The organism is Gordonia sp. N1V (genome assembly GCF_029269935.1).
GTDB lineage: Bacteria > Actinomycetota > Actinomycetes > Mycobacteriales > Mycobacteriaceae > Gordonia > Gordonia polyisoprenivorans.
Genome location: NZ_JARJDD010000011.1, coordinates 165145 through 186354, shown reverse-complemented (window position 1 = coordinate 186354; position 21210 = coordinate 165145). Strand labels below are relative to the sequence as shown.

General features: G+C 65.7%; 21 protein-coding genes. 15 read left to right on the top strand and 6 right to left on the bottom strand.

All coding sequences use genetic code 11. The features are described 5' to 3' along the window. Position 1: 1 nt before the first annotated feature. Both P3L18_RS16120 and P3L18_RS16115 read right to left on the bottom strand, forming a co-directional pair. On the bottom strand, positions 2-412 hold the full coding sequence (locus P3L18_RS16120; RefSeq protein ID WP_276114640.1) for a MaoC/PaaZ C-terminal domain-containing protein: 411 nt from the start codon (positions 410-412) through the stop codon (positions 2-4). Further along, positions 409-873: a MaoC family dehydratase N-terminal domain-containing protein gene (locus P3L18_RS16115; protein ID WP_276114639.1), complete on the bottom strand. Its 465-nt coding sequence runs from the start codon at positions 871-873 to the stop codon at positions 409-411. Before P3L18_RS16115 ends, P3L18_RS16120 begins: the two co-directional genes overlap by 4 nt. Positions 874-939: 66 nt before the next feature. On the opposite strand from P3L18_RS16115, the gene P3L18_RS16110 reads away from it, so the two are divergent. From P3L18_RS16110 to P3L18_RS16065, 10 genes are all read left to right on the top strand, one after another. Then, positions 940-2136 (top strand): acyl-CoA dehydrogenase family protein, encoded by a 1197-nt coding sequence (locus P3L18_RS16110; protein WP_276114638.1) that lies wholly within the window; start codon positions 940-942, stop codon positions 2134-2136. A gap of 13 nt (positions 2137-2149) precedes the next feature. After that, positions 2150-4138 (top strand): AMP-binding protein, encoded by a 1989-nt coding sequence (locus P3L18_RS16105; RefSeq protein ID WP_276114637.1) that lies wholly within the window; start codon positions 2150-2152, stop codon positions 4136-4138. Positions 4139-4150: 12 nt separating this feature from the next. Further along, positions 4151-5227, top strand: a complete 1077-nt coding sequence (locus P3L18_RS16100) for an acyl-CoA dehydrogenase family protein (RefSeq protein ID WP_276114636.1) — start codon at positions 4151-4153, stop codon at positions 5225-5227. Positions 5228-5294: 67 nt separating this feature from the next. Next, complete coding sequence (locus P3L18_RS16095; protein ID WP_276114635.1) at positions 5295-6461, top strand: acyl-CoA dehydrogenase family protein; 1167 nt, start codon at positions 5295-5297, stop codon at positions 6459-6461. Beyond that, on the top strand, positions 6461-7258 hold the full coding sequence (locus P3L18_RS16090; protein ID WP_276114634.1) for an SDR family NAD(P)-dependent oxidoreductase: 798 nt from the start codon (positions 6461-6463) through the stop codon (positions 7256-7258). Before P3L18_RS16095 ends, P3L18_RS16090 begins: the two co-directional genes overlap by 1 nt. A gap of 1 nt (position 7259) precedes the next feature. After that, positions 7260-8456 carry a thiolase family protein gene (locus P3L18_RS16085; RefSeq protein WP_276114633.1) on the top strand — a complete coding sequence of 399 codons (1197 nt, stop codon included), beginning with the start codon at positions 7260-7262 and terminating at the stop codon, positions 8454-8456. Then, complete coding sequence (locus tag P3L18_RS16080) at positions 8456-9682, top strand: acetyl-CoA hydrolase/transferase C-terminal domain-containing protein (protein WP_276114632.1); 1227 nt, start codon at positions 8456-8458, stop codon at positions 9680-9682. The genes P3L18_RS16085 and P3L18_RS16080 overlap by 1 nt, the downstream gene beginning before the upstream one ends. A gap of 48 nt (positions 9683-9730) precedes the next feature. Beyond that, positions 9731-10489: a 3-oxoacyl-ACP reductase family protein gene (locus tag P3L18_RS16075; protein ID WP_276114631.1), complete on the top strand. Its 759-nt coding sequence runs from the start codon at positions 9731-9733 to the stop codon at positions 10487-10489. A gap of 2 nt (positions 10490-10491) precedes the next feature. Continuing rightward, complete coding sequence (menB, locus tag P3L18_RS16070; protein ID WP_020171893.1) at positions 10492-11334, top strand: 1,4-dihydroxy-2-naphthoyl-CoA synthase; 843 nt, start codon at positions 10492-10494, stop codon at positions 11332-11334. A 23-nt stretch (positions 11335-11357) separates the two neighbouring features. Beyond that, a complete protein-coding gene (locus P3L18_RS16065) occupies positions 11358-12407 on the top strand; it encodes an LLM class flavin-dependent oxidoreductase (protein WP_276114630.1) in 1050 nt (349 codons plus the stop codon). Between the two features lie 57 nt (positions 12408-12464). Here P3L18_RS16065 and P3L18_RS16060 read toward each other — a convergent pair whose 3' ends face one another. Continuing rightward, on the bottom strand, positions 12465-13226 hold the full coding sequence (locus P3L18_RS16060) for a FadR/GntR family transcriptional regulator (protein WP_276114629.1): 762 nt from the start codon (positions 13224-13226) through the stop codon (positions 12465-12467). Positions 13227-13432: 206 nt separating this feature from the next. Between P3L18_RS16060 and P3L18_RS16055 the strand changes: the two genes are divergently transcribed. The 5 genes from P3L18_RS16055 to P3L18_RS16035 all read left to right on the top strand — a co-directional run bounded on the left by P3L18_RS16055 (position 13433) and on the right by P3L18_RS16035 (position 18101). Beyond that, the gene (locus P3L18_RS16055; RefSeq protein ID WP_276114627.1) at positions 13433-14215 is read left to right on the top strand and encodes an enoyl-CoA hydratase-related protein; all 783 of its coding nucleotides are present in this window, start codon (positions 13433-13435) and stop codon (positions 14213-14215) included. Positions 14216-14284: 69 nt separating this feature from the next. Continuing rightward, a complete protein-coding gene (locus tag P3L18_RS16050; protein WP_276114626.1) occupies positions 14285-15097 on the top strand; it encodes an enoyl-CoA hydratase-related protein in 813 nt (270 codons plus the stop codon). A 49-nt stretch (positions 15098-15146) separates the two neighbouring features. Continuing rightward, entirely contained in the window at positions 15147-15959 is an 813-nt protein-coding gene (locus tag P3L18_RS16045) for an enoyl-CoA hydratase-related protein (RefSeq protein WP_276114625.1), read from the top strand. 4 nt (positions 15960-15963) lie between these two features. Next, positions 15964-17034 (top strand): phosphotransferase family protein, encoded by a 1071-nt coding sequence (locus tag P3L18_RS16040; RefSeq protein ID WP_276114623.1) that lies wholly within the window; start codon positions 15964-15966, stop codon positions 17032-17034. A 20-nt stretch (positions 17035-17054) separates the two neighbouring features. Continuing rightward, positions 17055-18101, top strand: coding sequence for a hypothetical protein (locus P3L18_RS16035; protein ID WP_276114622.1), 1047 nt, complete (start codon positions 17055-17057; stop codon positions 18099-18101). Between the two features lie 46 nt (positions 18102-18147). Here the strand turns inward: P3L18_RS16035 and P3L18_RS16030 are convergent, their stop codons facing one another. The 3 genes from P3L18_RS16030 to P3L18_RS16020 are packed head-to-tail and all read right to left on the bottom strand — an operon-like array spanning position 18148 to position 21209. After that, a complete protein-coding gene (locus P3L18_RS16030) occupies positions 18148-19104 on the bottom strand; it encodes an alpha/beta fold hydrolase (RefSeq protein ID WP_276114621.1) in 957 nt (318 codons plus the stop codon). 28 nt (positions 19105-19132) lie between these two features. Continuing rightward, the gene (locus tag P3L18_RS16025; RefSeq protein ID WP_276114620.1) at positions 19133-20032 is read right to left on the bottom strand and encodes an SDR family oxidoreductase; all 900 of its coding nucleotides are present in this window, start codon (positions 20030-20032) and stop codon (positions 19133-19135) included. 40 nt (positions 20033-20072) lie between these two features. Continuing rightward, positions 20073-21209 (bottom strand): acyl-CoA dehydrogenase family protein, encoded by a 1137-nt coding sequence (locus P3L18_RS16020; protein ID WP_276114619.1) that lies wholly within the window; start codon positions 21207-21209, stop codon positions 20073-20075. Position 21210: the final 1 nt, after the last annotated feature.

Below are 21210 nucleotides of genomic sequence, written 5' to 3'. Positions count from 1 at the left end.
GCTACCCCGATATCCGAACCCGAGCTTTACCGGAGATCACGACCCGATCGCCGACCGTCGCCTGGACTATCACCTCGGCGACGTTGGTGTTGTCGTCGGTCGAGGCCACGGTGCCGCCGAGTTCCAGCGTCTCGCCGATGGCCAGTGGTGAGACGAAACGCACCGAATACGACACGAGATTCTCGACGCCGACGAGGTCGGCGATCCAGACGGCCAGCATCCCGGCCTGCATCTGACCCATCGCGATCACGCCCGGTAATCCCGCAGCGCGCGCATAGTCCGCGTCATGATGCAGCGGATTGAAATCGCCACCGGCACCAGCGAACCGGACGATGTCGGTCTGCGTGATCGGTCCTATCGTGCGTGTCTCGAGTTGTTGTCCGGCGTCGAGCGCCACCTGTGCGCGGGTCATCGTGCGCTCCTCTCGATCAGAACCTCGCGTTGGGTGATCACGGTGTCACCGCGCTGGTCGACCCACTCGGTCTGCAGCGTCACCAGACGCATCGTGCCACCGCGTTTGCCGTCGCGTGTGGTGTCGTCGACGACCCGTCGGGTGCCGGTCACGTGGTCGCCGACCAGCAGCGGACGGTGGTACTCCCATTCCACCGAGCCCACCACGATCCGCTCGATGGCCAGGCCGAGGTCGCGGACAAACTGTTGCTGGTTGCGGTGATGGCCCGCGACCACCACATGCGTAGGAGTCGCGGGGATGGCTGCGAATCCGGCCGCTGTTGCGGCAGCAGTATCGGTGTGGATCGGGTCGGCAGCGTGGGTGGCAACCGCGAATTCTCGTACTTTTCCGGCTTCGACCCCGAACGACACCTCGTCGAGCACTGTTCCGGTCGGTATCTCGCGCACTGCGTGACCCGTCATCGACTACCTCCTAGTTTTTTGGTCTGACCTATTGTAGCGTTGGTCCGTAACGATGTGGAGGTTCCGATGGATCTGAGCGATTCGCCCGATGAGGCGCATTTTCGTACTCGGGTGCGCGAGTGGCTGAGCGCCACCCTGCCCACACTGCCGTGGCCCGAACCGGCGTGGCTCGAGGACAAACGCGCGTTCTGGTCGGTATGGCAGCGCACCCTTTTCGACGCCGGGTTCGCCGGCCTGTCCTGGCCGACGGAGTTCGGCGGCGCGGGAGCCGACGCTAAGATCAAAGCGATTTTCAACGAAGAGATGGACCGTGCCGGTGCACCGGAGCGGCTCAACATCATCGGCGAGGATTTCGCGGGCCCCACCATCGTCGCGTTCGGTGATGACGAGCAGAAGCAGCGCTATCTCGAACCCATCCTGGCCGGCGCCGAGATCTGGTGTCAGTTGTTCTCGGAACCGGAGTCGGGCTCGGATCTCGCATCGCTGCGGACCAAAGCGACCAAGGTCGACGGTGGCTGGACGATCTCCGGGCAGAAGATCTGGACGTCACGCGCACAGATCGCCGACAACGCGATCCTGTTGGCGCGCACGGGTGGCGGTGACCGTCACAAGGGCATCACCTACTTCCTGCTTCCGATGGACTCGGCGGGCATCACCGTGCGCCCACTGGGCCACATGCTCGGCGAGGCCGAGTTCAACGAGGTCTTTCTCGACGACGTCTTCGTGCCCGATGGCGCCGTTGTCGGAGAGGTTGACGGTGGATGGAAGGTCGCGATGGGCACCCTCGCTTTCGAGCGGGTCGGGATCGCGACCGGCCGCGTCAATACCACCAAGGCGGTCGCCGATCTTGCTGAGCAGGTTCGCGCCACCACCGACGATGACGGTGCGCCGCTGTCGGCGGACCCGACGATCCGGAACAAGGTCGCCAACCTCTACGGCCGCGCGCTCACCCACTACCTGATCGGGCAGCGCGTCATCACCGGGGCGGCCTCCGGCCAACCCCCCGGCCCGGTGACCTCGATCGGCAAGCTGTACTTCTGTCCGCTCGTCGAGGACATCGCCGACTTCGGGCTCGAACTCTGCGAGTTCGGTGGCCAGTTCGGCCTTGCTCCCGACAGCGACGACGCCGACAGAGCCGACCCCGTTCAACAGCGGTGGCTGCGACTGGCTTACCAGGCTCGGGGCACGGCCATCGCCGGCGGATCGACCTTCATCCAACGCAACATCGCCGCCGAGCGGGTTCTCGGCATGCCCCGAAGCTGAAAGAGGTGCACTGGTGAGCGGATACGTGTGGACTCCCACATCCGACTACATCGAGAACGCGAACGTCACCCGGCTGGGGCGTGCGCACGGGATCGACACGATCACCGAACTCCGGCAGCGTTCGACCGCCGACGTCCAATGGTATTGGGACGCCGCGATTGCCGACCTCGGCATCCCCTTTACCACCCCCTACCGTCAGGTCCTCGACACCTCGGCGGGCCCCGAGTTTCCCGAGTGGTTCGTCGGTGGGACGTTCAACGCCGTCGATGCATGTCTGACCCGGTGGCTCGATGATGCCGCCGATCGACCTGCCATCGTGCACGAGGACGAGAACGGTGACGTAGGGACCCTGACCTACGCCGAACTCACCGAGCAGGTGGGCCGGGTGGCCTCGGGTCTGCTCGATCTCGGTGTCGGCGAGGGCGATTCGGTCGCCATCTATCTGCCGATGATCCCCGAGGCCGTCGTCGCCTGCTATGCGGCCGCCGGGATCGGCGCGATCATCGTCCCGCTGTTCTCCGGGTTCGCTGCCCCGGCCATCGCCTCCCGACTCAACGATGCCGAGGTCACGGCGGTCGTTGTCGCCGACGGCACGATTCGTCGCGGTCGGCGGGTGGAGATGGCCGGAGAACTCGCCAAAGCCCTCGAGCTCACGCCGTCTGTGCGGACGGTGGTCACCGTCGACAACATCGGTGGCTCCACCGAGATTGCCGAGGGCACAGTCGAGGTGCGCGCATGGACCGACCTCGTCGACGACGCGCGCACGGTTCACGAGTTCACGCCTTTCCCGGCCATGCAGACTCTCATGCTCGGCTACACCTCCGGAACGACCGGTAAACCCAAGGGCGCGGTGCACACCCACGCCGGATTCACCATCAAGGTCGCCACCGAGGTGGCCTACTCGTTCGACATCAACGCCGGGGACCGGTTCTGCTGGATCACCGACATGGGCTGGGTGATGGGCCCGCTTGCGGCGTTCGGCACCCACGCCAACGGCGCGACCCTGGTGCTTTACGAGGGCTCACCCGACGTCCCCGACACCACTCGGCTCTGGGATCTGGTGGCCCGCCACCGGATCTCCATGCTCGGAGTCTCGCCGACGCTCATCCGCGCGCTCAAATCGACTGCGCTCGAACAGATCGCCGCACACGACCTGTCGTGGGTGCACGTGCTGGGATCGACGGGTGAACCCTGGGATCCCGACTCCTACGACTGGCTCGCCGACACGGTGTTCGGCGGTCGAGTTCCGGTGATCAACTTTTCCGGCGGCACCGAGGTCGGGGGCTCGTTCCTCGCGCCCTATCCGGTCGAGAGCATCCCGAGTTGTTCCCTCGGCGGGCCGTCCCTCGGGATGGACGTCGACGTGGTCGACGACGAGGGAAAACCGTTGCGCGGCAGCATCGGTGAGTTGGTGTGCCGGCAACCGTGGCCGGCAATGACCCGCGGCGTGTGGCGCGACCGCGAGCGCTATCTCGAGTCCTACTGGTCCACATTTCCCGGAATGTGGTGTCACGGTGACTTCGCCCTGATCGACGACGATGATCAGTGGTACATCCTCGGCCGTTCCGACGACGTGATGAACGTCGCCGGAAAGCGTCTGGCCCCGGCCGAGGTCGAGTCCGTCCTGACCACCCACCCCGCCGTCGCCGAGGCTGCGGCCGTTGGAATCCCGGACCCCAAGAAGGGCGAGACCGTGTGGGCCTTCTGGGTTCCGCGTGTCGGTGCCGAGACCGACGGGGTCTCCGAGGAATTACGCACCCTGGTCGCCACCGGGGTGGGCAAGCCGTTCGCGCCGGCCAAGGTGTGGGTCGTTTCGGCCCTACCCAAGACCCGATCGGCCAAGATCCTGCGTCGCGCGGTGCGTGCCGCGGCGATCGGCGCCGACCCCGGTGATCTGTCCAGTGCGGAGAACCCGGAGGCCGTCGACGCCATTCGTCTCGTGGTCCACGGCGTGACCGCCGGCGCCGACAGCGAGTCCGTACGCGACGCGGCCGAGAACTAAGGAGACGTCGAGATGCACTGGGAATTGTCCGACGAGCAGGAACTGTTCGCCTCGTCGCTGCGGGAATGGCTTGCTGCGAAGTTCCCCACCGACACCGTCCGCGAACTCGTGGATGCCGGCGATACCGCCGGATTCGCCGAGGCACTCATCGGCGAGGGCTGGTGGGGTGTGGGTTATGCCGAAGAAGTCGACGGCCAGGGTGGCGGAATCCTCGAACTGGCGCTTGGCGCTCGCGAATTCGGCCGTGCCGCGGTGCCCGACTCGCGATGGCTGGCCGCGGCGCTCAGCGCGCCGTTGCTCTCGGCCGAGGAACTCGCGGCACAGGTCGCGGGGGAGAAGCTCTTCGTCGTCGCGGTGCGCGCCGACCGGGCGCCCGGTGACGGGGGCAGGACGCTGCGCCTGTCGGCGGACGGATCGACGGTGACCGGATCGGTCTCGCACGTTCTCGCAGCATCCGACGCCGACGTGTTCCTCGTGCCGGTGCAAAGGCCTGAGGGCTTGGCCATCGCCCGCATACCCGCTGAAGGGGCGACCACCCATGCCGAGCACCTGCTGGATCGTTCTCGCTCGGCGGCGACCGTCGACTTCGATGCGGCGCCGGTATCGGCGGTCTCCTCAGACGGATCGTCACTGCAGCAGGTCGGTCGACGTGCTGCAGTGCTCATCGCCGCCGACGCACTCGGCAGTGCCGAACGGATGCTCGAGCTTGCCGTCGAGTACAGCAAGCAGCGCAAGCAATTCGGGCAGTTCATCGGGTCGTTCCAAGCGGTCAAACATGCGGCGGCGCAGATGCTGGTGACCGTAGAGTCCGCATACTCGATCGCTCTCTATGCGGCTGCCGCCGCCGATGCCGAACTCGCCGAGGCCGACACGATCGCGGCCGTCGCGAAGGCACAGGTCACCGCGCCCGTGGCCGACCTGGCCGATTCTGCACTGACCGTGCACGGCGCGATCGGCTACACCTGGGAGCACGATCTGCATCTGTTCTACAAGCGCGCGAAGCTCGATCGCGTTCTGTTCGGGACGCCGGCGACATGGAATGAACGCATTGCTGCCGCGGTCCTCGATACCGCACCGTCCGAGTCGTGACCCGGCGTTAGGTTATTTGGTCAGTCCATATGTATAGTTACACGAACAAGTGCGAAGGAGGGCCGACGTGGATTTCGAATTGACAGAGGACCAGGTCACGATCCGTGACGCGGTTGCGGAGCTGGCGTCCAAGTTCGATGACCAGTACTGGCAGGAGAAGGACGAGAAGCATGAATTCCCGCGGGAGTTCTACGATGCCTTCGCCGACGGTGGCTGGCTCGGGATCACCACGCCGGAGGAATACGGTGGTCACGGCTACGGCATCACCGAGGCATCCATCCTGCTCGAACAGGTTGCGGCCTCAGGCGCCGGGATGAACGGTGCGAGTTCGATGCACTTGTCGATCTTCGGTATGCACCCGGTGATCGTGCACGGCAGTGATGAGCTCAAGCAGCGGACGCTGCCGCGCATCGTCAACGGCGATCTCCACGTGTGCTTCGGCGTCACCGAACCCGGTGCGGGCCTCGACACCACCAGGATCACCACCTTCGCCAAGCGCGACGGCGACAAGTACATCGTGAACGGCCGCAAGGTGTGGATCTCCAAGGCGGTCGAGTCCGAGAAGATCCTGCTGCTGACCCGCACCCAGAAATTCGACGAGTCGCCACGCAAGACCGACGGTATGACCCTGTTCCTCACCGACCTCGACCGTTCCAAGGTCGACATCCGACCCATCAAGAAGATGGGACGCAATGCGGTGACCTCCAACGAATTGTTCATCGACAACCTCGAGATCCCGGTCGCCGATCGGGTCGGCGAGGAGGGCAAGGGATTCACCTACATCCTCGACGGACTCAACCCCGAACGCTGTCTCGTGGCGGCTGAAGCCCTGGGCATCGGCCGGGCGGCACTGCGCGCGGGTGTCCGTTACGGCAGCGACCGCGAGGTTTTCGGCCGGCCCATCGGCAAGAACCAGGGAATCCAGTTCCCGCTCGCCGACTCGCTCGCCCGCCTCGACGCCGCCGAACTGATGCTGCGCAAGGCGACCTGGCTCTACGACAACGGAAAGCCTTGTGGCCGTGAGGCCAACACCGCCAAATACCTCTGCGCCGACGCCGGCTTCGACGCCGCCGACCGCGCATTGCAAACCCACGGCGGCATGGGCTACTCCGAGGAGTACAACGTCTCGCGCTACTTCCGGGAGGCACGTCTGACCCGGATCGCGCCGATCAGCCAGGAAATGATCCTCAACTATCTGGGATCGCACGTGCTCGGAATGCCCAGGAGCTACTGATGAGCGAGAACACCAGCAAGCAGACCCACGGCCCCAAGGGGCCGGCCGTGTTCCGGCTCGACGGACGCACCGCACTGGTCACCGGTGCCGGCGGCGGCGTGGGCGCCGCCGTCGCCGAAGCCTTCGCCGCTTCCGGTGCGGCGGTGCTGGTCACCGACATCAACAAGGACGCCGCGGCGTCAGTCGCCGGGCGTATCACCGAGGCAGGCGGTACCGCAGAGCCTTTCGCGCTGGACGTGTGTGACGGCGACAACGCACGGGATGCGGTCGCCGCGGCGGCCGCCCTGGGCAACGGCACCCTCAACATCCTTGTGAACAATGCGGGCGTCATCGCGCCGGCGATGTTCCCCAAGATGGACGAGGATCGCTTCCGCAAGGTTCTCGACACCCACCTGATGGGTAGCTATCACTGCAGCCACGCCGCGCTCGACGCCCTCCCCGAGGACGGCACCGGCCGCATCATCAACGTGACCTCGGCTGCCGGACTCACCGGAACCATCGGACAGGCCAATTACGGCGCAGCCAAGGCCGCGATCGTCGGCCTCACGAAGTCGCTGGCGCGAGAGCTTGCCAGGCAGTCGGTGACGGTCAACGCGGTCGCGCCGCTGGCTGCCACCGCGATGACCGAGAACATCCGCAACAACGAGAAACTCGCAGCCAAGACCCTGGCTCGTATTCCATTGGGGCGCTGGGCATATCCGGACGAGATTGCGCCCACATTCGTCTTCCTCGCCTCCGACGCCGCCGGCTACATCACCGGGCAGATCCTCCCGGTCGACGGCGGGACGGTGATCTGAGATGGCCACCGTGTCCGGACCATTCGTCGACAACGGCCGCGAGGTGGTCATCGCCGAGGCGGTACGGACCCCGATCGGAAAATCACACCCGGAGAAGGGATGGTTCCGCACCACCCACCCCAACGCGATGCTCGCCGCGTGTTACACCGACCTCATCGCGCGTTCGGGTCTCGACCCGGCAGCCGTGGAGGATCTGGTGATCGGCTGTACCGCACCGTTCGGCGAACAGTCCCGCAACATCGGCCGCAACGCGTGGCTGCAGGCCGGCTACCCCGCCGAGGTGCCGGCCACCACCCTGGACCGCAGGTGTGGTTCGGCGCAGACCTCGGTGAATTTCGCTGCCGCGCTGGTGGCTTCCGGCGTGCACGACGTCGTCATCGCGGGCGGGGTCGAGCACATGGGCCATGTGCCGATGAACTCCCCGGCCAAGATCAGCGAACTCTATGGGGAGCCGTGGCCCACCGAACTGCGCGCACGCTACGACTTCGTCACCCAGGGTGAGAGCGCCGAACTCATCGCCGAGCGGTGGGACATCTCGCGCACCGAGATGGATGAGTTCGCGGTGCGTTCGCATGCTTTGGCGACCGATGCCATCGAGGCGGGTCGCTTCGTCGACGAGATGGTGAAGATGGAACTCGACGGCGAAATCCGGACCGGCGACCAAGCCGTGCGTCCGGGTACCTCGCTGGAGAGTCTCGCCAAGCTCAAGACCGTGTTCCGCGAGGAGAACGGTCGGGTCACCGCCGGGACGTCGAGCCCGATCTGTGACAGTGCCGCCGCGGTCCTGCTGTGCACTCGTGAGGCAGCCGACAAGTACGGTTTGCGCATCCGCGCCCGGATCGCCGATCAGACCACCGTCGGTGTCGATCCGATCATCATGCTTACCGGTCCCATCCCGGCCACGCACAAGATCTTGAGTCGAAACAACCTGACCGTCAACGACATCGACCTGTTCGAGGTCAACGAGGCGTTCTCGTCGGTGGTGCTGGCGTGGCAGCGTGAACTCAAGCCGGACGAGGACCGGGTCAACGTGAACGGTGGTGCGATTGCGCTCGGACATGCGGTGGGCGCGACCGGCTCTCGGCTGATCGCCACCCTGCTCTCGGAGATGGAACGTCGCGACACCCACCTGGGGCTGGTGACGATGTGCTGTGGTGGCGGTCTCGGTACGGGAACACTGATCGAGCGGGTCGACTGATGGTCGATTTCGGTGGTGTGTTGCGTCCGGGAATGGGTGTGTGGTGGTCGCAGGCCGCGGCCGAACCACGCCCGCTCGTCGACGAGCTCCTGGCGCAGGCCCCGAAACTCGGCCCCCTGCGGCTGTTCACCGGTTTGAGCTGGAACGACCAGCTCGCGCACCAGATGTCACCGACCGACACGATGGTGTCCTACGGTGGGCTCGGCTCGCTGCGGGAACTCGGGGCCACCGACCAACTCGAAGTCGTCCCGTGCCACTACTCCGCGCTGCCGCGGATGTTCGCCGAACACCGGCTCCCGTGTGATGCGGGCCTGCTGCAGGTCTCACCTCCCGACGTCGACGGTATGTGTTCGCTCGGCATCGGGGTCGATTACATGGCCGACGCCGCCGAACACACCTCGCTGTTGTTCGCCGAGATCAACACGCAGATGCCGGCAATGTCCGGTTCACCGCGAATCCCGCTGTCCCGCTTCGCCGCAACCCTCGAGACCGACCGGCCGTTGCAGGAGGAAAGCGTGCGCGCACCCGGCGACCTCGATCGCGCGATCGCCGCCAATGTGGCGACCCTCGTCGACGACGGCGACACCGTTCAGGTGGGTATCGGCTCCACCGGAGCGGCGGTCTTCGATGCGTTGTCGGGACACCTTGATCTCGGGGTGCATTCGGGCATGCTCACCGACGGTGTGATGCGTCTGATCGACAAGGGTGTGATCACCGGTGCCCGCAAGCAGGTCGACGTCGGGCTCGCGGTCGCCGGTACCGCACTCGGGTCGGCCGAACTGTACGCGCGGGTGGCGGATCTACCGATGCTGTTCCGTCCGACCAGCTACACCCATGCCCCGCAGGTCCTTTCGCAGTTGTCGTCGTTGGTCGCGGTGAACTTCGCGATCGAGGTCGACCTCACCGGCCAGGTCGGCGCGGAGATGAGCCGAGGCACCTACCTCGGTGCCGTCGGCGGCCAGGTCGACTTCGCCCGGGCGGCCGCGCTGACCGGAAAACGGTCGATCGTCGCGTTGCGCTCCACCATGCGTGGACGCTCGTCCATCAAGTTCGCCCTCGATGAGGGTGTGGTGACCACGGCGCGGGCCGATGTCGACTGCGTCGTCACCGAACACGGAATCGCCCATCTGCGTGGTCAGCCCCTGGCCGAACGCCGCAGGCGACTCATCGAGATCGCAGCGCCCGAATTCCGCGACGAACTCTCCAGAGCGGCATTCGCCGCCTGAATTGGCCTCCTCCGCAACAACTCCGATCACCTCTACGAAAGGATCACCATGACCAACCGCGTAGCGCTCGTCACCGGCGGCGCACAAGGCATCGGCGAAGGCATCTCGCGCAGGCTCGGCGAGGCCGGCTTCCGGGTCGCGATCGCCGACCTCAACCTCGACGTCGCCCAGCAGACCGCCAAGGAGATCGTCGCCGCCGGGGGAGAGGCCATCGCCGTCTCCATCGACGTCACCGACACCGCGTCGGTGAAAGCTGCCGTGGAGAAGATCACCGCGGAGCTCGGTCCGGTGGAGGTCGCGGTCAACAACGCCGGCTGGGACGACTTCATGAAGTTCCTCGATACCGACGAGGACTTCTGGAACAAGATCCTCGACATCAACTTCAAGGGCGCGCTGCGGGTCAACCACACCGTTGTCCCGGGCATGATCGAGCGCGGCTTCGGTCGGGTGATCAACATCGGTTCCGATGCAGGGCGTGTCGGTTCGTCACTGGAGGCCGTGTACTCCGGGGCCAAGGGCGGCATCATCGCTTTCACCAAGACGCTTGCGCGTGAGGTCGCCACCAAGGGCGTCACCGTCAACACCGTGTGCCCCGGACCCACTGACACCCCGGCCCTGCGGAAGTTCGCCAACAATTCCGGCCAGGACGCCGACAAGGTGCTCGGCGGCATGACCCGATCGGTGCCGATGAAGCGACTGGGGCAGCCATCCGACATCGGAGCGGCGGTCGCCTTCTTCGCCTCCGACGAGACCGGCTACATCACCGGCCAGACGCTGTCGGTCAGCGGCGGCCTCACGATGGCCTGAGGGTGGGCGACACACAGGTGCAGTGGTCGACGGTCCGTCGCTACGACGACGTCGACTACTCCCGCACCGACGACGGCATCGCCAAGATCACCATCTGCCGGCCCGAGGTGCACAACGCCTTTCGGCCACAAACCCTCATCGAGATTTCCGACGCGCTCACCCACGCGCGCGAGGATCCGGGTATCGGTGTCATCGTGCTGACCGGGGAAGGCGACAAGGCGTTCTGTTCCGGCGGTGACCAACGGGTGCGCGGCGACACCGGCTATCTCACCGATCCGGAGAACCCCTCGGCCGTCGGGCGCTTCCACGTCACCGATCTCCAGGTACAGATCCGGCGGCTACCGAAACCCGTGGTGGCCATGGTCGCGGGGTATGCGATCGGCGGCGGGCACGTGTTGCAGATCGTCTGCGACCTGACCATCGCCGCCGACAATGCACGCCTCGGTCAGGTCGGTCCGCGGGTCGGGTCGTTCGACGGCGGCTTCGGCGCCGGACTACTGGCCGATCTCGTCGGTACCCGCAAGGCGAAGGAGATCTGGTTCCTGTGCCGCCAGTACACCGCGCAGCAGGCGCTGGACATGGGGCTGGTGAACACGGTGGTGCCGCTGGCAGATCTGGAAACCGAGACGGTGCAATGGTGCCGGGAGATGCTCCAGCTCTCGCCGATGGCGTTACGGCTGATGAAAGCGAGCTTTCACGCCGCCGAGGACGGACTCGCCGGAATCCAGCAGCTGGCGCATGACACCAATCTGCTGTTCTACTCGACCGACGAAGCGCAAGAGGGTCGTGAGGCGTTCAAGGCCAAGCGAACTCCGGACTTCGGCCGATTCCCGCGCCGATCCTGACGACACGTGAGAGGACCATCGACATGACCACCTTCGGAGTCAACGCGTTCGGCATCGGAACCGGACGGGAGCGATTCGACTCGATGGTCGAGTTCGCCAGGGTCGCCGAGGAGATCGGTTGTGCGGCGGTGTGGACGAGCGAACTCTACAGCCGGTCGGCCACCGTCCCGATGGCGATGCTGGCGGCCGGAACCGAGACGATCGCGATCGGCTCCAACATCGCCTACGGAGTCGGGCGCAGTCCGCTGATGTGGGCCGCCGAGGCCCGTGATCTCGACGAATTGTCCGGCGGGCGAATCATTCTCGGGCTCGGCAACGGCACCCCCAAGATGATGGAAGCCTGGCACGGGGTCACCGGTGAGGCACCCGCGGAGCGGATGGCCGAGTTGCTGGTGGTGCTCAAGAAACTCTGGCGCCTGCACGAGGGGCCGGTACATCACGACGGACGCTTCTACCAGGTGCATGTCGCACCCACCTCCGATGTGCCCGAACCGGTTCGGGCGGAAATCCCGATTTGGGTGGCGGGCGTGAACAAGCTGATGCTGCGGACCGCCGGCCGATACGCCGATGGACTGGTCGGGCATCCCATGTACACGACGGAGTACGTGCGCGGGCCGGTCGCCGAGGAGATCGCCACGGGCGCGCAGCTCGCCGAGCGTGACCCGTCCGAGGTGACCATCATGGGAATCCGCATGTGCGCCATCGACGACGACGTCGACAAGGCCCGTCGCCAGGCCGCCTACGCGATCGGTCAGTACGCGGCCTCACGCGTGTACGACACACTGTTCGCGCTACACGGCTGGACCGCGGAACAGGAGCGTATCCGCGACGCCGCACGCAACCGCGACAGCGAGGGCGTGATCAATGCCGTCACCGACGACATCATCGACAACATCACCATCGCCTGTGCTCCCGGGGATTTCGCCGAGGCGATCGCCGGCATCGGCGAGGGCTTCGATCATCTTGACCTCATCGCGCCCCCCTGGGGTCTGTCAGACGTGGAGACGAGAGTTGTCAACAGTCACATCCTCGACGGCCTGCGCACGCACCTGTCGGCTCCGGTGAAGACCTGAGCACATCGGCTTCCGGTCGCGGGTTGTGTTGCCCGGCCCCGTCATGGCGCTGCGCACTCAGTCGTGGATCTCGATCTCCGTGCGCTCCTCGACCTGCACGACCGCCTCGGCATAACCGTGCACGTGCTTGGTCATGCGCCGGGTGGCCGCGGCCGAATCTCCCGCGCGGATGGCGTCGGTGATGGTCTTGTGCGCCTTGAAGGTGACCTTGCGGACCTCGTCGTCGACGAACGCCTTGTTCTCGGTCGAGCTGTAGATCGCATTGGAAAGCGCAGTCATGAAGCCGGTCAGAAGCTCGTTGTGACTGGCGACGGCCACCCCGATGTGCCAATCGACGTTGGCCTGCAAGAACTTCTCGAGCGGATTGTCGAGATCGCCGATGACGGCGTTGGCCGCTTCGAGCGCTGCGATGTCCTCGTCGTTGCGGTACTTTGCGGCGAGTCCGGCACACGCCGGTTCGATCGCCTCGCGGGTCTCGAGGAGGTCGGTCAGACGCAGCTGTTGTCCGCGGATCAGCAGATTGACCGAGGTGGCCACCGAGTCGCCGCCCGGCTGCTGAACGAACGCGCCGCCGGACCGCCCGGTCCTGATCGCCACCAATCCCTGGACTTCGAGAATGCGCAACGCCTCGCGGACGGTGGTGCGGCTCATCTTGGTCTGGGTGACGAGTTCTCGTTCCGGGGGGAGAGCAGTGCCGGACGGGAATTCACCGCGGAGAATACGTTCCCGCAGGTCGTTGGCGAGAACATCGGAGGCCTTGGGCACCTGCATCGGCTGCAGCTGAACCGGGTGGCGTGCGACCGCGCTCGGCTCGGGCATGGGTACCTGCTTTCTGTGCATATGGTCGGACCCAATTTACCAGGCCTCTCCCAGCGCGGGCGACTTCAACTCGCCCTCACCTCGAGTTTAGGTATTTTGGTCATACCAAAATAATGGTTGACTACGAGTAGGTCTGCCGATAGCGTCGAGATGTCGGAGTGTTCGACGAACTCGGTGTCCTGTACGGGCGAAATGTGAGGATGGACATGGCGGATCAAGCTCAGGACGTGGTCACCTGGAAGACGGTGTCGCCAGGTGTCACCGCGGTGACGCTCGAGCGACCGCCGGCCAACGCACTGGGTATTCCGCTATTGGACGGTCTGCACCTGGCCATGGACGCGGCCGAGAAAGCCGGGGATGTCAAGGTCGTGGTGATCACCTCGGCCATTCCCGGGTTCTTCGCCGCCGGCGCCGACATCAAACACCTGTCGTCCATCGATGCGGCGAGCTTCACCGCCTACGGCGACAAGATGCGTGAGGTCAACGATCGTCTCGCCGCGTCGGAGTTGCTGTCGATCGCCGCGGTCGACGGAGTCGCTCTCGGTGGCGGACTGGAACTCGCCATGGCGTGCACTCTGCGTGTCGCGGGTCCGCGCGGCGCATTCGGACTACCCGAGGTCAAGCTCGGTCTGATTCCCGGTGCCGGAGGCACACAACGGCTCCCGCGCCTCGTCGGGCGTGGTCGCGCGCTCGACATCATGCTCACCGCACGTCAGGTACCCGCCGACGAGGCGTATCGGATCGGATTGGTGGACCGTCTCACCGACGGAGATGCGGTCGCCGAGGCGTTGTCGTTGGCCGATCAGCTCGTCGGCCCGTCGTTGCCCGCGCAGGTGGCCGTGGTCCGGACCGTGGACGCGGCTTTCGATCTTCCGCTGTCGGAGGGAGCGCGCGTCGAGGTCGACGAGATCGGGAAGCTGTTCACCGACGGCGAGGCGGCCGAGGGGATTGCGGCGTTCGTCGACAAGCGCAAACCCCGGTTCCGCTGAGTACGGACACGCCGGCGCAGCCGCACCGCCTGAGTCCGCACACCACCACATACCGCCGCAAGGAGTGCCATGAAGACCTTGGATGAGAACTTTGACACCCTCCTCGCCGAGGAGGTCACACCGGGCGTCGTGCAGGTGACGCTGAACCGTCCCGACCGTTACAACGCGATGACCAACACCATGTTCGTCGAGATGGAACGACTCGCATGGGGCCTCGATGGTGAGGACGACCTCCGCGTCGTCATCCTCACCGGTGCAGGTAAGGCCTTCTGCTCCGGCTACGACCTCGCCGACGCCGACGATCTGCCGAACCTGGGAGCGTTGGGAATGCTCGACCAGCAGGAGCGCGCCGCCCGGGCGCTCGCGGCGATCAGGTCGCTGCGCGTGCCGGTGATCGGCGCGATCAACGGCCCGGCGGCCGGTGGTGGCTTCTCCCTGGCACTGGCCGCAGACATCCGAATCGGCAGTCCCGCTGCGAAATTCAATGCGGCGTTCGTTCGCATCGGACTGTCGGCAGGAGACCTCGGCACATCCTGGTTGCTGACCCGGCTCATCGGACCGGCCAAGACCAGCGAGATCTGTTTCACGGGGCGGATCGTCGGCGCCGAGGAAGCCGCGGAACTCGGACTGATCAATTCGATCAGCGACCCCGACGACCTGATCGCCGATGCACTCAATCTCGCCGAGCAGATCGTCGCCAATTCGCCCGGTGGCGTACAGCTGTCCAAGCGTGCGTTGCAGGCCAACCTGGAGGTCGGGTCCTATGCCACCGCAATCGAATTGGAGAATCGTGGACAGGCGTTGCTCACGCGCAGTCCCGACATGGTCGAAGCGCTCAACGCATTCAAGGAGAAACGTCGCCCCGTGTTCGAGGGCAAGTGAGTAGACCACTGATCGTTCTCGACCATCTCACAAGGCAAGGTGTCACCGGATGTCCATTCCATTCCCCGACCTCGAAACCCTGACGTTCGAGGAGGCCGAGCCCGGCATCGGCATACTCCGCATCAATCGTCCCGAGCGGATGAACTCGCAAACGGTGGAGATGTTCTCGGAGTTCCTCGCGGCGGGCCGGGCGCTGCGCGACAGCGGATTGCGGGCATTGATCGTCACCGGAGCCGGGAGCCGGGCCTTCTGCCCGGGTTTCGATCTCGACGAGATCCATGTCATCGCCGAGATGGGGGTGCGGGAGTTCCTCAAGTTCCAGGAAACCGCCACCGGCGGAATCCAATCCATCCGACATCTACCGTTCCCGGTGATCGCGGCGATTCACGGGCCGGCGACGGGTGGCGGATTCTCGCTCGCCCTCGCTGCCGATATCCGGCTCGCCGCTCCGACCGTCAAGATGAGCGCCGCGTTCGTGAAGGTTGGACTCTCCTGCGGTGAACTCGGCACGTCGTTCAACCTGACCCGGCTGGTCGGCCCGGCCCGCGCGGCCGATATCGGTTTCACCGCACGGGTCGTCGAGGCAGAGGAAGCTCTGCGCATCGGTTTGGTCAACGCCGTCGTTCCGTCCGAGGATTTGCTGGACGAGGCTTTGGCGATGGCACGCCAGATCGCGCAGAACTCGCCGGGCGGGGTACGCATGTCCAAACGCGCCATTCAGCGCAACGCCGAAATCGGTTCGTACGAGGCCGCTCTGGAATTGGAGAACCGTGGCCAAGCACTGCTCACCCGCACCGCCGACATGCCCGAAGCCCTTGCCGCCTTCAAGGAGAAGCGCGCACCGGTCTTCCACGGGAACTAAAGCAGTGACCGACTGGGACTGGAGCCGCCAGGAGCTCGCGCAACTGCAAGCATTCCTGGCCGAGCGAGGGCTGATGTCCGGCCCGATCAGCACTCGGCGGATCGGTGACGGCCACTCGAACCTCACGTATCTGGTGACCGACGGTACCGACACCGTCGTCGTCCGTCGTCCGCCACCGCCTCCGATTCCGCCGGGCGCCAACGACATGTTGCGCGAGGCACGGATCATGTCGGCCCTGAGCACCACCGACGTCCCGGTACCGCGGGTGTTGGCCACCGCCGGCGAGGGGGAGGTCATCGATGTGCCCCTCTATGTGATGACCTTCGCGAAAGGCCCGGTGGTGACCACCGAGACACCGCACTCGCTGAGCACCACGCAGACACGGCGGGAGATCGGTCTGGCGATGGCCGACACCCTGGCAGCACTCCACGATGTTGATTGGCACGCAATCGGTTTGGGCGACCTGGGGCGACCTGAGGGATTCAACGCACGCCACGTCTCACGGATGCGGCGACTGGTCGCCGACGCCGAGGGAAATGCGCCGGCCGAGTTCGCCGACATCGACGACTGGCTCCTGGCTCACACGCCGCCCGAATCCGGTGCGACCCTGGTGCACTGTGACTTCCGGATCGGCAACGTGGTACTCGAGCCGGACCCACCGGGCCGCATCGCGGCCGTGCTCGACTGGGAACTGTGCACCCTCGGCGACCCGCTGCTCGACGTCGGATACCTCGCCGCGACCATCCCCGAGCCCGGGCACGACCCGAATCCGACCGCAGCCCTGGGCACCGCGATGCTCGAAGCCGGATTTCCCGCCCGCGCCGAGCTCCTGGACCGCTACGCGGATCGCAGCGGACGCGACCTGAGCACCCTCGCGTGGTACACCACTCTCGCGCTGTGGAAACTGGCCGTGCTCTACGAGTACAGCCGTCGCCGAGTACTCGACGGCATCGGCGACCCGTACTACGCCGACCCGTCACTGGTGACGGCGTTTCTCGCCGACGCACGCCGCGCAGCAGGCCTGAGCGGAACCACCGGTCTGCACGCTGACGTCACCGACACCCGACGCACGTGACCGCACCAGAAGGAGATCTCATGGCCGAACAGTCGAACACCATGACGCAGCGCGAGTTTCACGACCCGCTCGTGGACCCGACACGAACCGACCTGCCGGACAAGTTCTTCGACCGCTTCGTGTTCAACCTGCACCCCGAATCGGCGACCGCGCCGTCGGTACTCATGGGGTTCGGGATGTACCCGGCCAAGAACACCGTCGACGGATTCGTCGTCGTGTCCGACGAGACCGAACAGCGCAACCTCCGATTCTCCACCGAGCTCTCCGACACCGACGGCGACGGTGGGGGGCCGTTCCGTTTCGCCGTTGTCGAGCCGAACCGGGTCTGGCGGCTGACGTTGGCGGACAACCCCATCGGGGTAGCCTTCGATCTCACCTGGCGCGCCCGCACACCTGCGTGGTTCGGCACCGTTGCGGTGGACAATGCCGGTGGCGAGTCGACCTCCTTCGAGCATCTCTTCCAGTCCGGTCGCTACGAGGGCACACTGACCATCGACGGCACGACCCACGCCGTCGATGGGTGGTACGGACAACGCGACCGTTCGCGGGGAGTGCGCACGATGTCCGGCGGCCAAGGCCTCCACATCTGGTACCAGGCGCAGTTCCCGGATCTGTCCATCGGATTCCTGCTCGTCGAGACCCGAAATCATCAGCGGCTGCTCCTCGAGGGAGCGGTGATGCACGAGAACGGCCTCGTCGATGACGTCACCGACGTTCGTCATCGTCTCACCTTCGACGACAAGCGCGACCTCGTCGAGGGCGTGGTCGAGGTGACCACCGAGTCCGGCCAGGTCTTCACCGTCGACGCCGATGCCCGAGCACGGGGCGGCTACATGGCCGGTGCCGGCTACGGCGGGCATCACGGAAAGCAACTCGGCCGCGATCACGTCGAATCCGACCGGTATCCGTTCGACGGCACCGTGAATCCCAGCACCGTCGACTCCGCACTGACCGACCGGCTGTGCCGGTTCTACTGGAATGGGCAGCAGGGCAGCGGGATCTTCGAGTTCGCCCTCACTCGCAGCCGTTCGTACGAGTACCTCCCGACGTGGATCGCCCAGCGCTGACCGCGTCGTCCTCTGAGCCCCGGTGGGGCAACGTCGGGCCACGGGTTCAGAAGGACGCCATATGGACGAAGGGCTCGACCGGACGACACCGTGGCGCACTCAACGGTCGTCCGGCGAGCCGGTCGTCGACCAACGATGCGATGTTCTCGTCGTAGGCGACCGTGTTGTGGTCGGCCAGGTCGTTCGGGCAATAGTTCTGGATGACGATGTTGGTCACCGATGGTCCTGGCGGGAGCGCGGATTCGCGCGTCTCCACGACCAGGTCGTGCCGCGAACTGATGGTCAGGTAGCGCACGCCGGGTCGGGTCATCCCGCCGCGTGCGGTCGCACGCACGAAGTCCGAACCCACGGTCCCGTCCCGAACGCTGGGCAGCGCATCACCAACCCGTTGTGCCAATGCGGGATCGGATCTCAGTTCGGTGAGCAGGCCGTAGAGGCGCACACCGTTGGTGATCGGCGCGATGCCGATCATGTCGTGCACCGTGCGATCGCCACCGAGATGATTGATGTAGTAGAGCGGGACCAATCCGCCCTCTGAGTGGCCGACCAGGTCGACGGTATCCGCGCCGGTCTCCCGACGGACGATGTCGACGAATCGCCCGATTTCGGCGGCCGACTCGGTCAACGCATTGACCTGCAGCAGCGGCAATTGTGTGCCGGTGCCGCGACCGTAGTCGGTGCCGTAGACGCAGTATCCCTGTGCGGTCAGGCGGGTCGAGAGGTAGGACCAGCTGACATAGGAGCTCTCGAACATTCCGTTGACCAGGACCACGGGACGTGGATGGCGGGGAGACGGTACGCAACCGGGTTTGTTCATGCCCGGCGGGATTGCGTCGGGATTGGCCAGCCCGTAGGCAAAGGCGTTGTTCCAGTTGACTTGCGGCGGTCCGGTCGGTGGGGGTGTGGCACTCGCGGGACCGGCCGCCGACGCCAGCCACATCAGCATGCACGCGAACGACGTCCACGCGATGCGAATGATTCCTCGGGATCGGGATCTGCACATTGGTGCCTCCTACCGCGAACGTCCTCACCTACACGGTGCGTTGGCTCTTGCTCGACGCGGAGGCAGCCTTGCTGCTCTCCTTGATCTGCTCCCAATCGGCGTCGGAGAGATTCGTCAGGCCGGCAAATGTCCCTGGACCCGCCAACATCTGACCCCCGTCCATCGCGATCGTCTGCCCGGTCAGATAGTCGCAGGCGTCGGAGAGCAGGAACATCGTCAGGTTGGCCAACTCGTCAATGGTGCCGGCACGACCGGCGGGGATCTGATCGGTCTGGGTTGCACCGACCGAGCTCTTGTCGGTGGGATTGAGCATTTCCCAGGCGTAGTCGGTCGGGATCGGCCCGGGGGCGACAGCATTCACGCGGATGTTGTACTTGGCCCACTCCACGGCCAATGACATCGTCATCGAGTGGACCGCGGCCTTGGCCATGGCCGAGGGCACGACGAATGCGCTTCCGGTCCACACCCAGGTGGTCAGGGTGGACAGGATGGAACCGGGCAGACCCTCGGCGATCCACCTCTTGCCGGCGGCGTGTGCGGTGTGAAAGGACCCGTTCATCACGGTGCTGGTGATGGCCGAGAACGCGCGCGGGCTCAGATCCTTGGTTTGTGCGATGAAGTTCGCCGCCGCGTTGTTGAGCACTCCGGTCAGCGGTCCGTGATCGGACCAGATGGTGGCCATCGTCGAGTCAACGCTGTCGTAGTCGCGTACATCCACCGTGTGGAAGTGCACGGACCCGGGTCGGGGAGCCGATGCCTCCTCGGCGGCTTCGGCGAGTACGGCCTCACGCCGGCCCCACAGGTGGACCTCGGCGCCGTGCTCCACCAGGTGGCGGGCGACGCCCCGGCCGAGGCCGGTACCGCCGCCGGTGATCAGGATGCGTTTGTCGGCAAGCAGTTTCGGGGAGAACGTGGTGTCGTCGGTCATCATGCACCTTTCGGAGCAGCGGTCGTCGGGTTGGTGGAACTCACAGGCCGATGTTCTTCGCGATGATCTCGCGCTGAATCTCGTTGGTACCGCCATAGATCGGAGGAGCGAGCGCGCGACGCACCTGACCCTCCATGCCGTATTCGCGGGCGTAGCCGTAGCCACCCATCATCTGCATGGCCTCGAGTGTCGTGTTCTTCGCGACCTCGGTGCATCGCATCTTGGCCATGGCGCTTTCCCGCGCGAGATCGTCCTCGAGGCCGGCATCGATCTTGGTCGCGACATCGTAGACGAACACTCGGGCGAGTTCGATGTCGGTGGCCAGATCGGCGATGCGGTGTCGCAGCGCCTGGAAGGAGCCGATCGCCCGGCCGAACTGCTCACGCTGCCGCGCGTAGGCGATGACGTCGTCGAGTGCTCGACGGGCACCACCGATGCTCATGGCCGCGATGATCATCCGTTCGATGCTCAGGCCCCGCATGAGTTGCTTCCACGCCTTGCAGGGCTCTCCGACGACCGCGGAGGCGGGTACCTCGACGTCGGTGAAGAACACGTCGTTGCAGGTGCGGGCTTCCATCGTCTCGATACCGCGAATGATCAACCCCGGGGCGTCGGTGGGCACCATCAGCAGCGTCAAGCCCTGATGTTTGGTCCCCGAGGAGTCCTCGCGGGCGAGGACCAGGATGTGTTCGGCCACATGGGCGGCCGAGATCCAGGTCTTCTGACCGTTGATCACATATCGGTCGCCCTCGCGCCGCGCGGTGACCCGGAGCCCGGCCAGATCGGAACCGGCGCCGGGCTCGGATAGCGCGATGGCTTCGAGCCGCCCGGCAGCGAGATTGGTGACGATGGTCTTCTTCTGATCGTCGGTGCCCCACCGCAGATAGGTCTGAGCGGCGGTGAGTCCGGTGGAGTAGCCCGTGATCGGGGCCAGTCCGCGGGCGGACTCCTCCAAGAAGATGCACTCATCGACGAATCCCGCACCGCCACCCCCGAATTCTTCCGGCAGCGACACCGCCAGCCAACCGTTGTCCGCCATATCGGCCAGCACTTTCGGGCTGTTGGACAGGGTGCCGCCGTCGGTCACGGCGTCGCGCTGGACGACGGTTGCCAGCTCGCGGCGGCAGTACTGCTCGACGGCCGCCGCGAACTGGACCTGTTCGGTGGAGAACTGCACT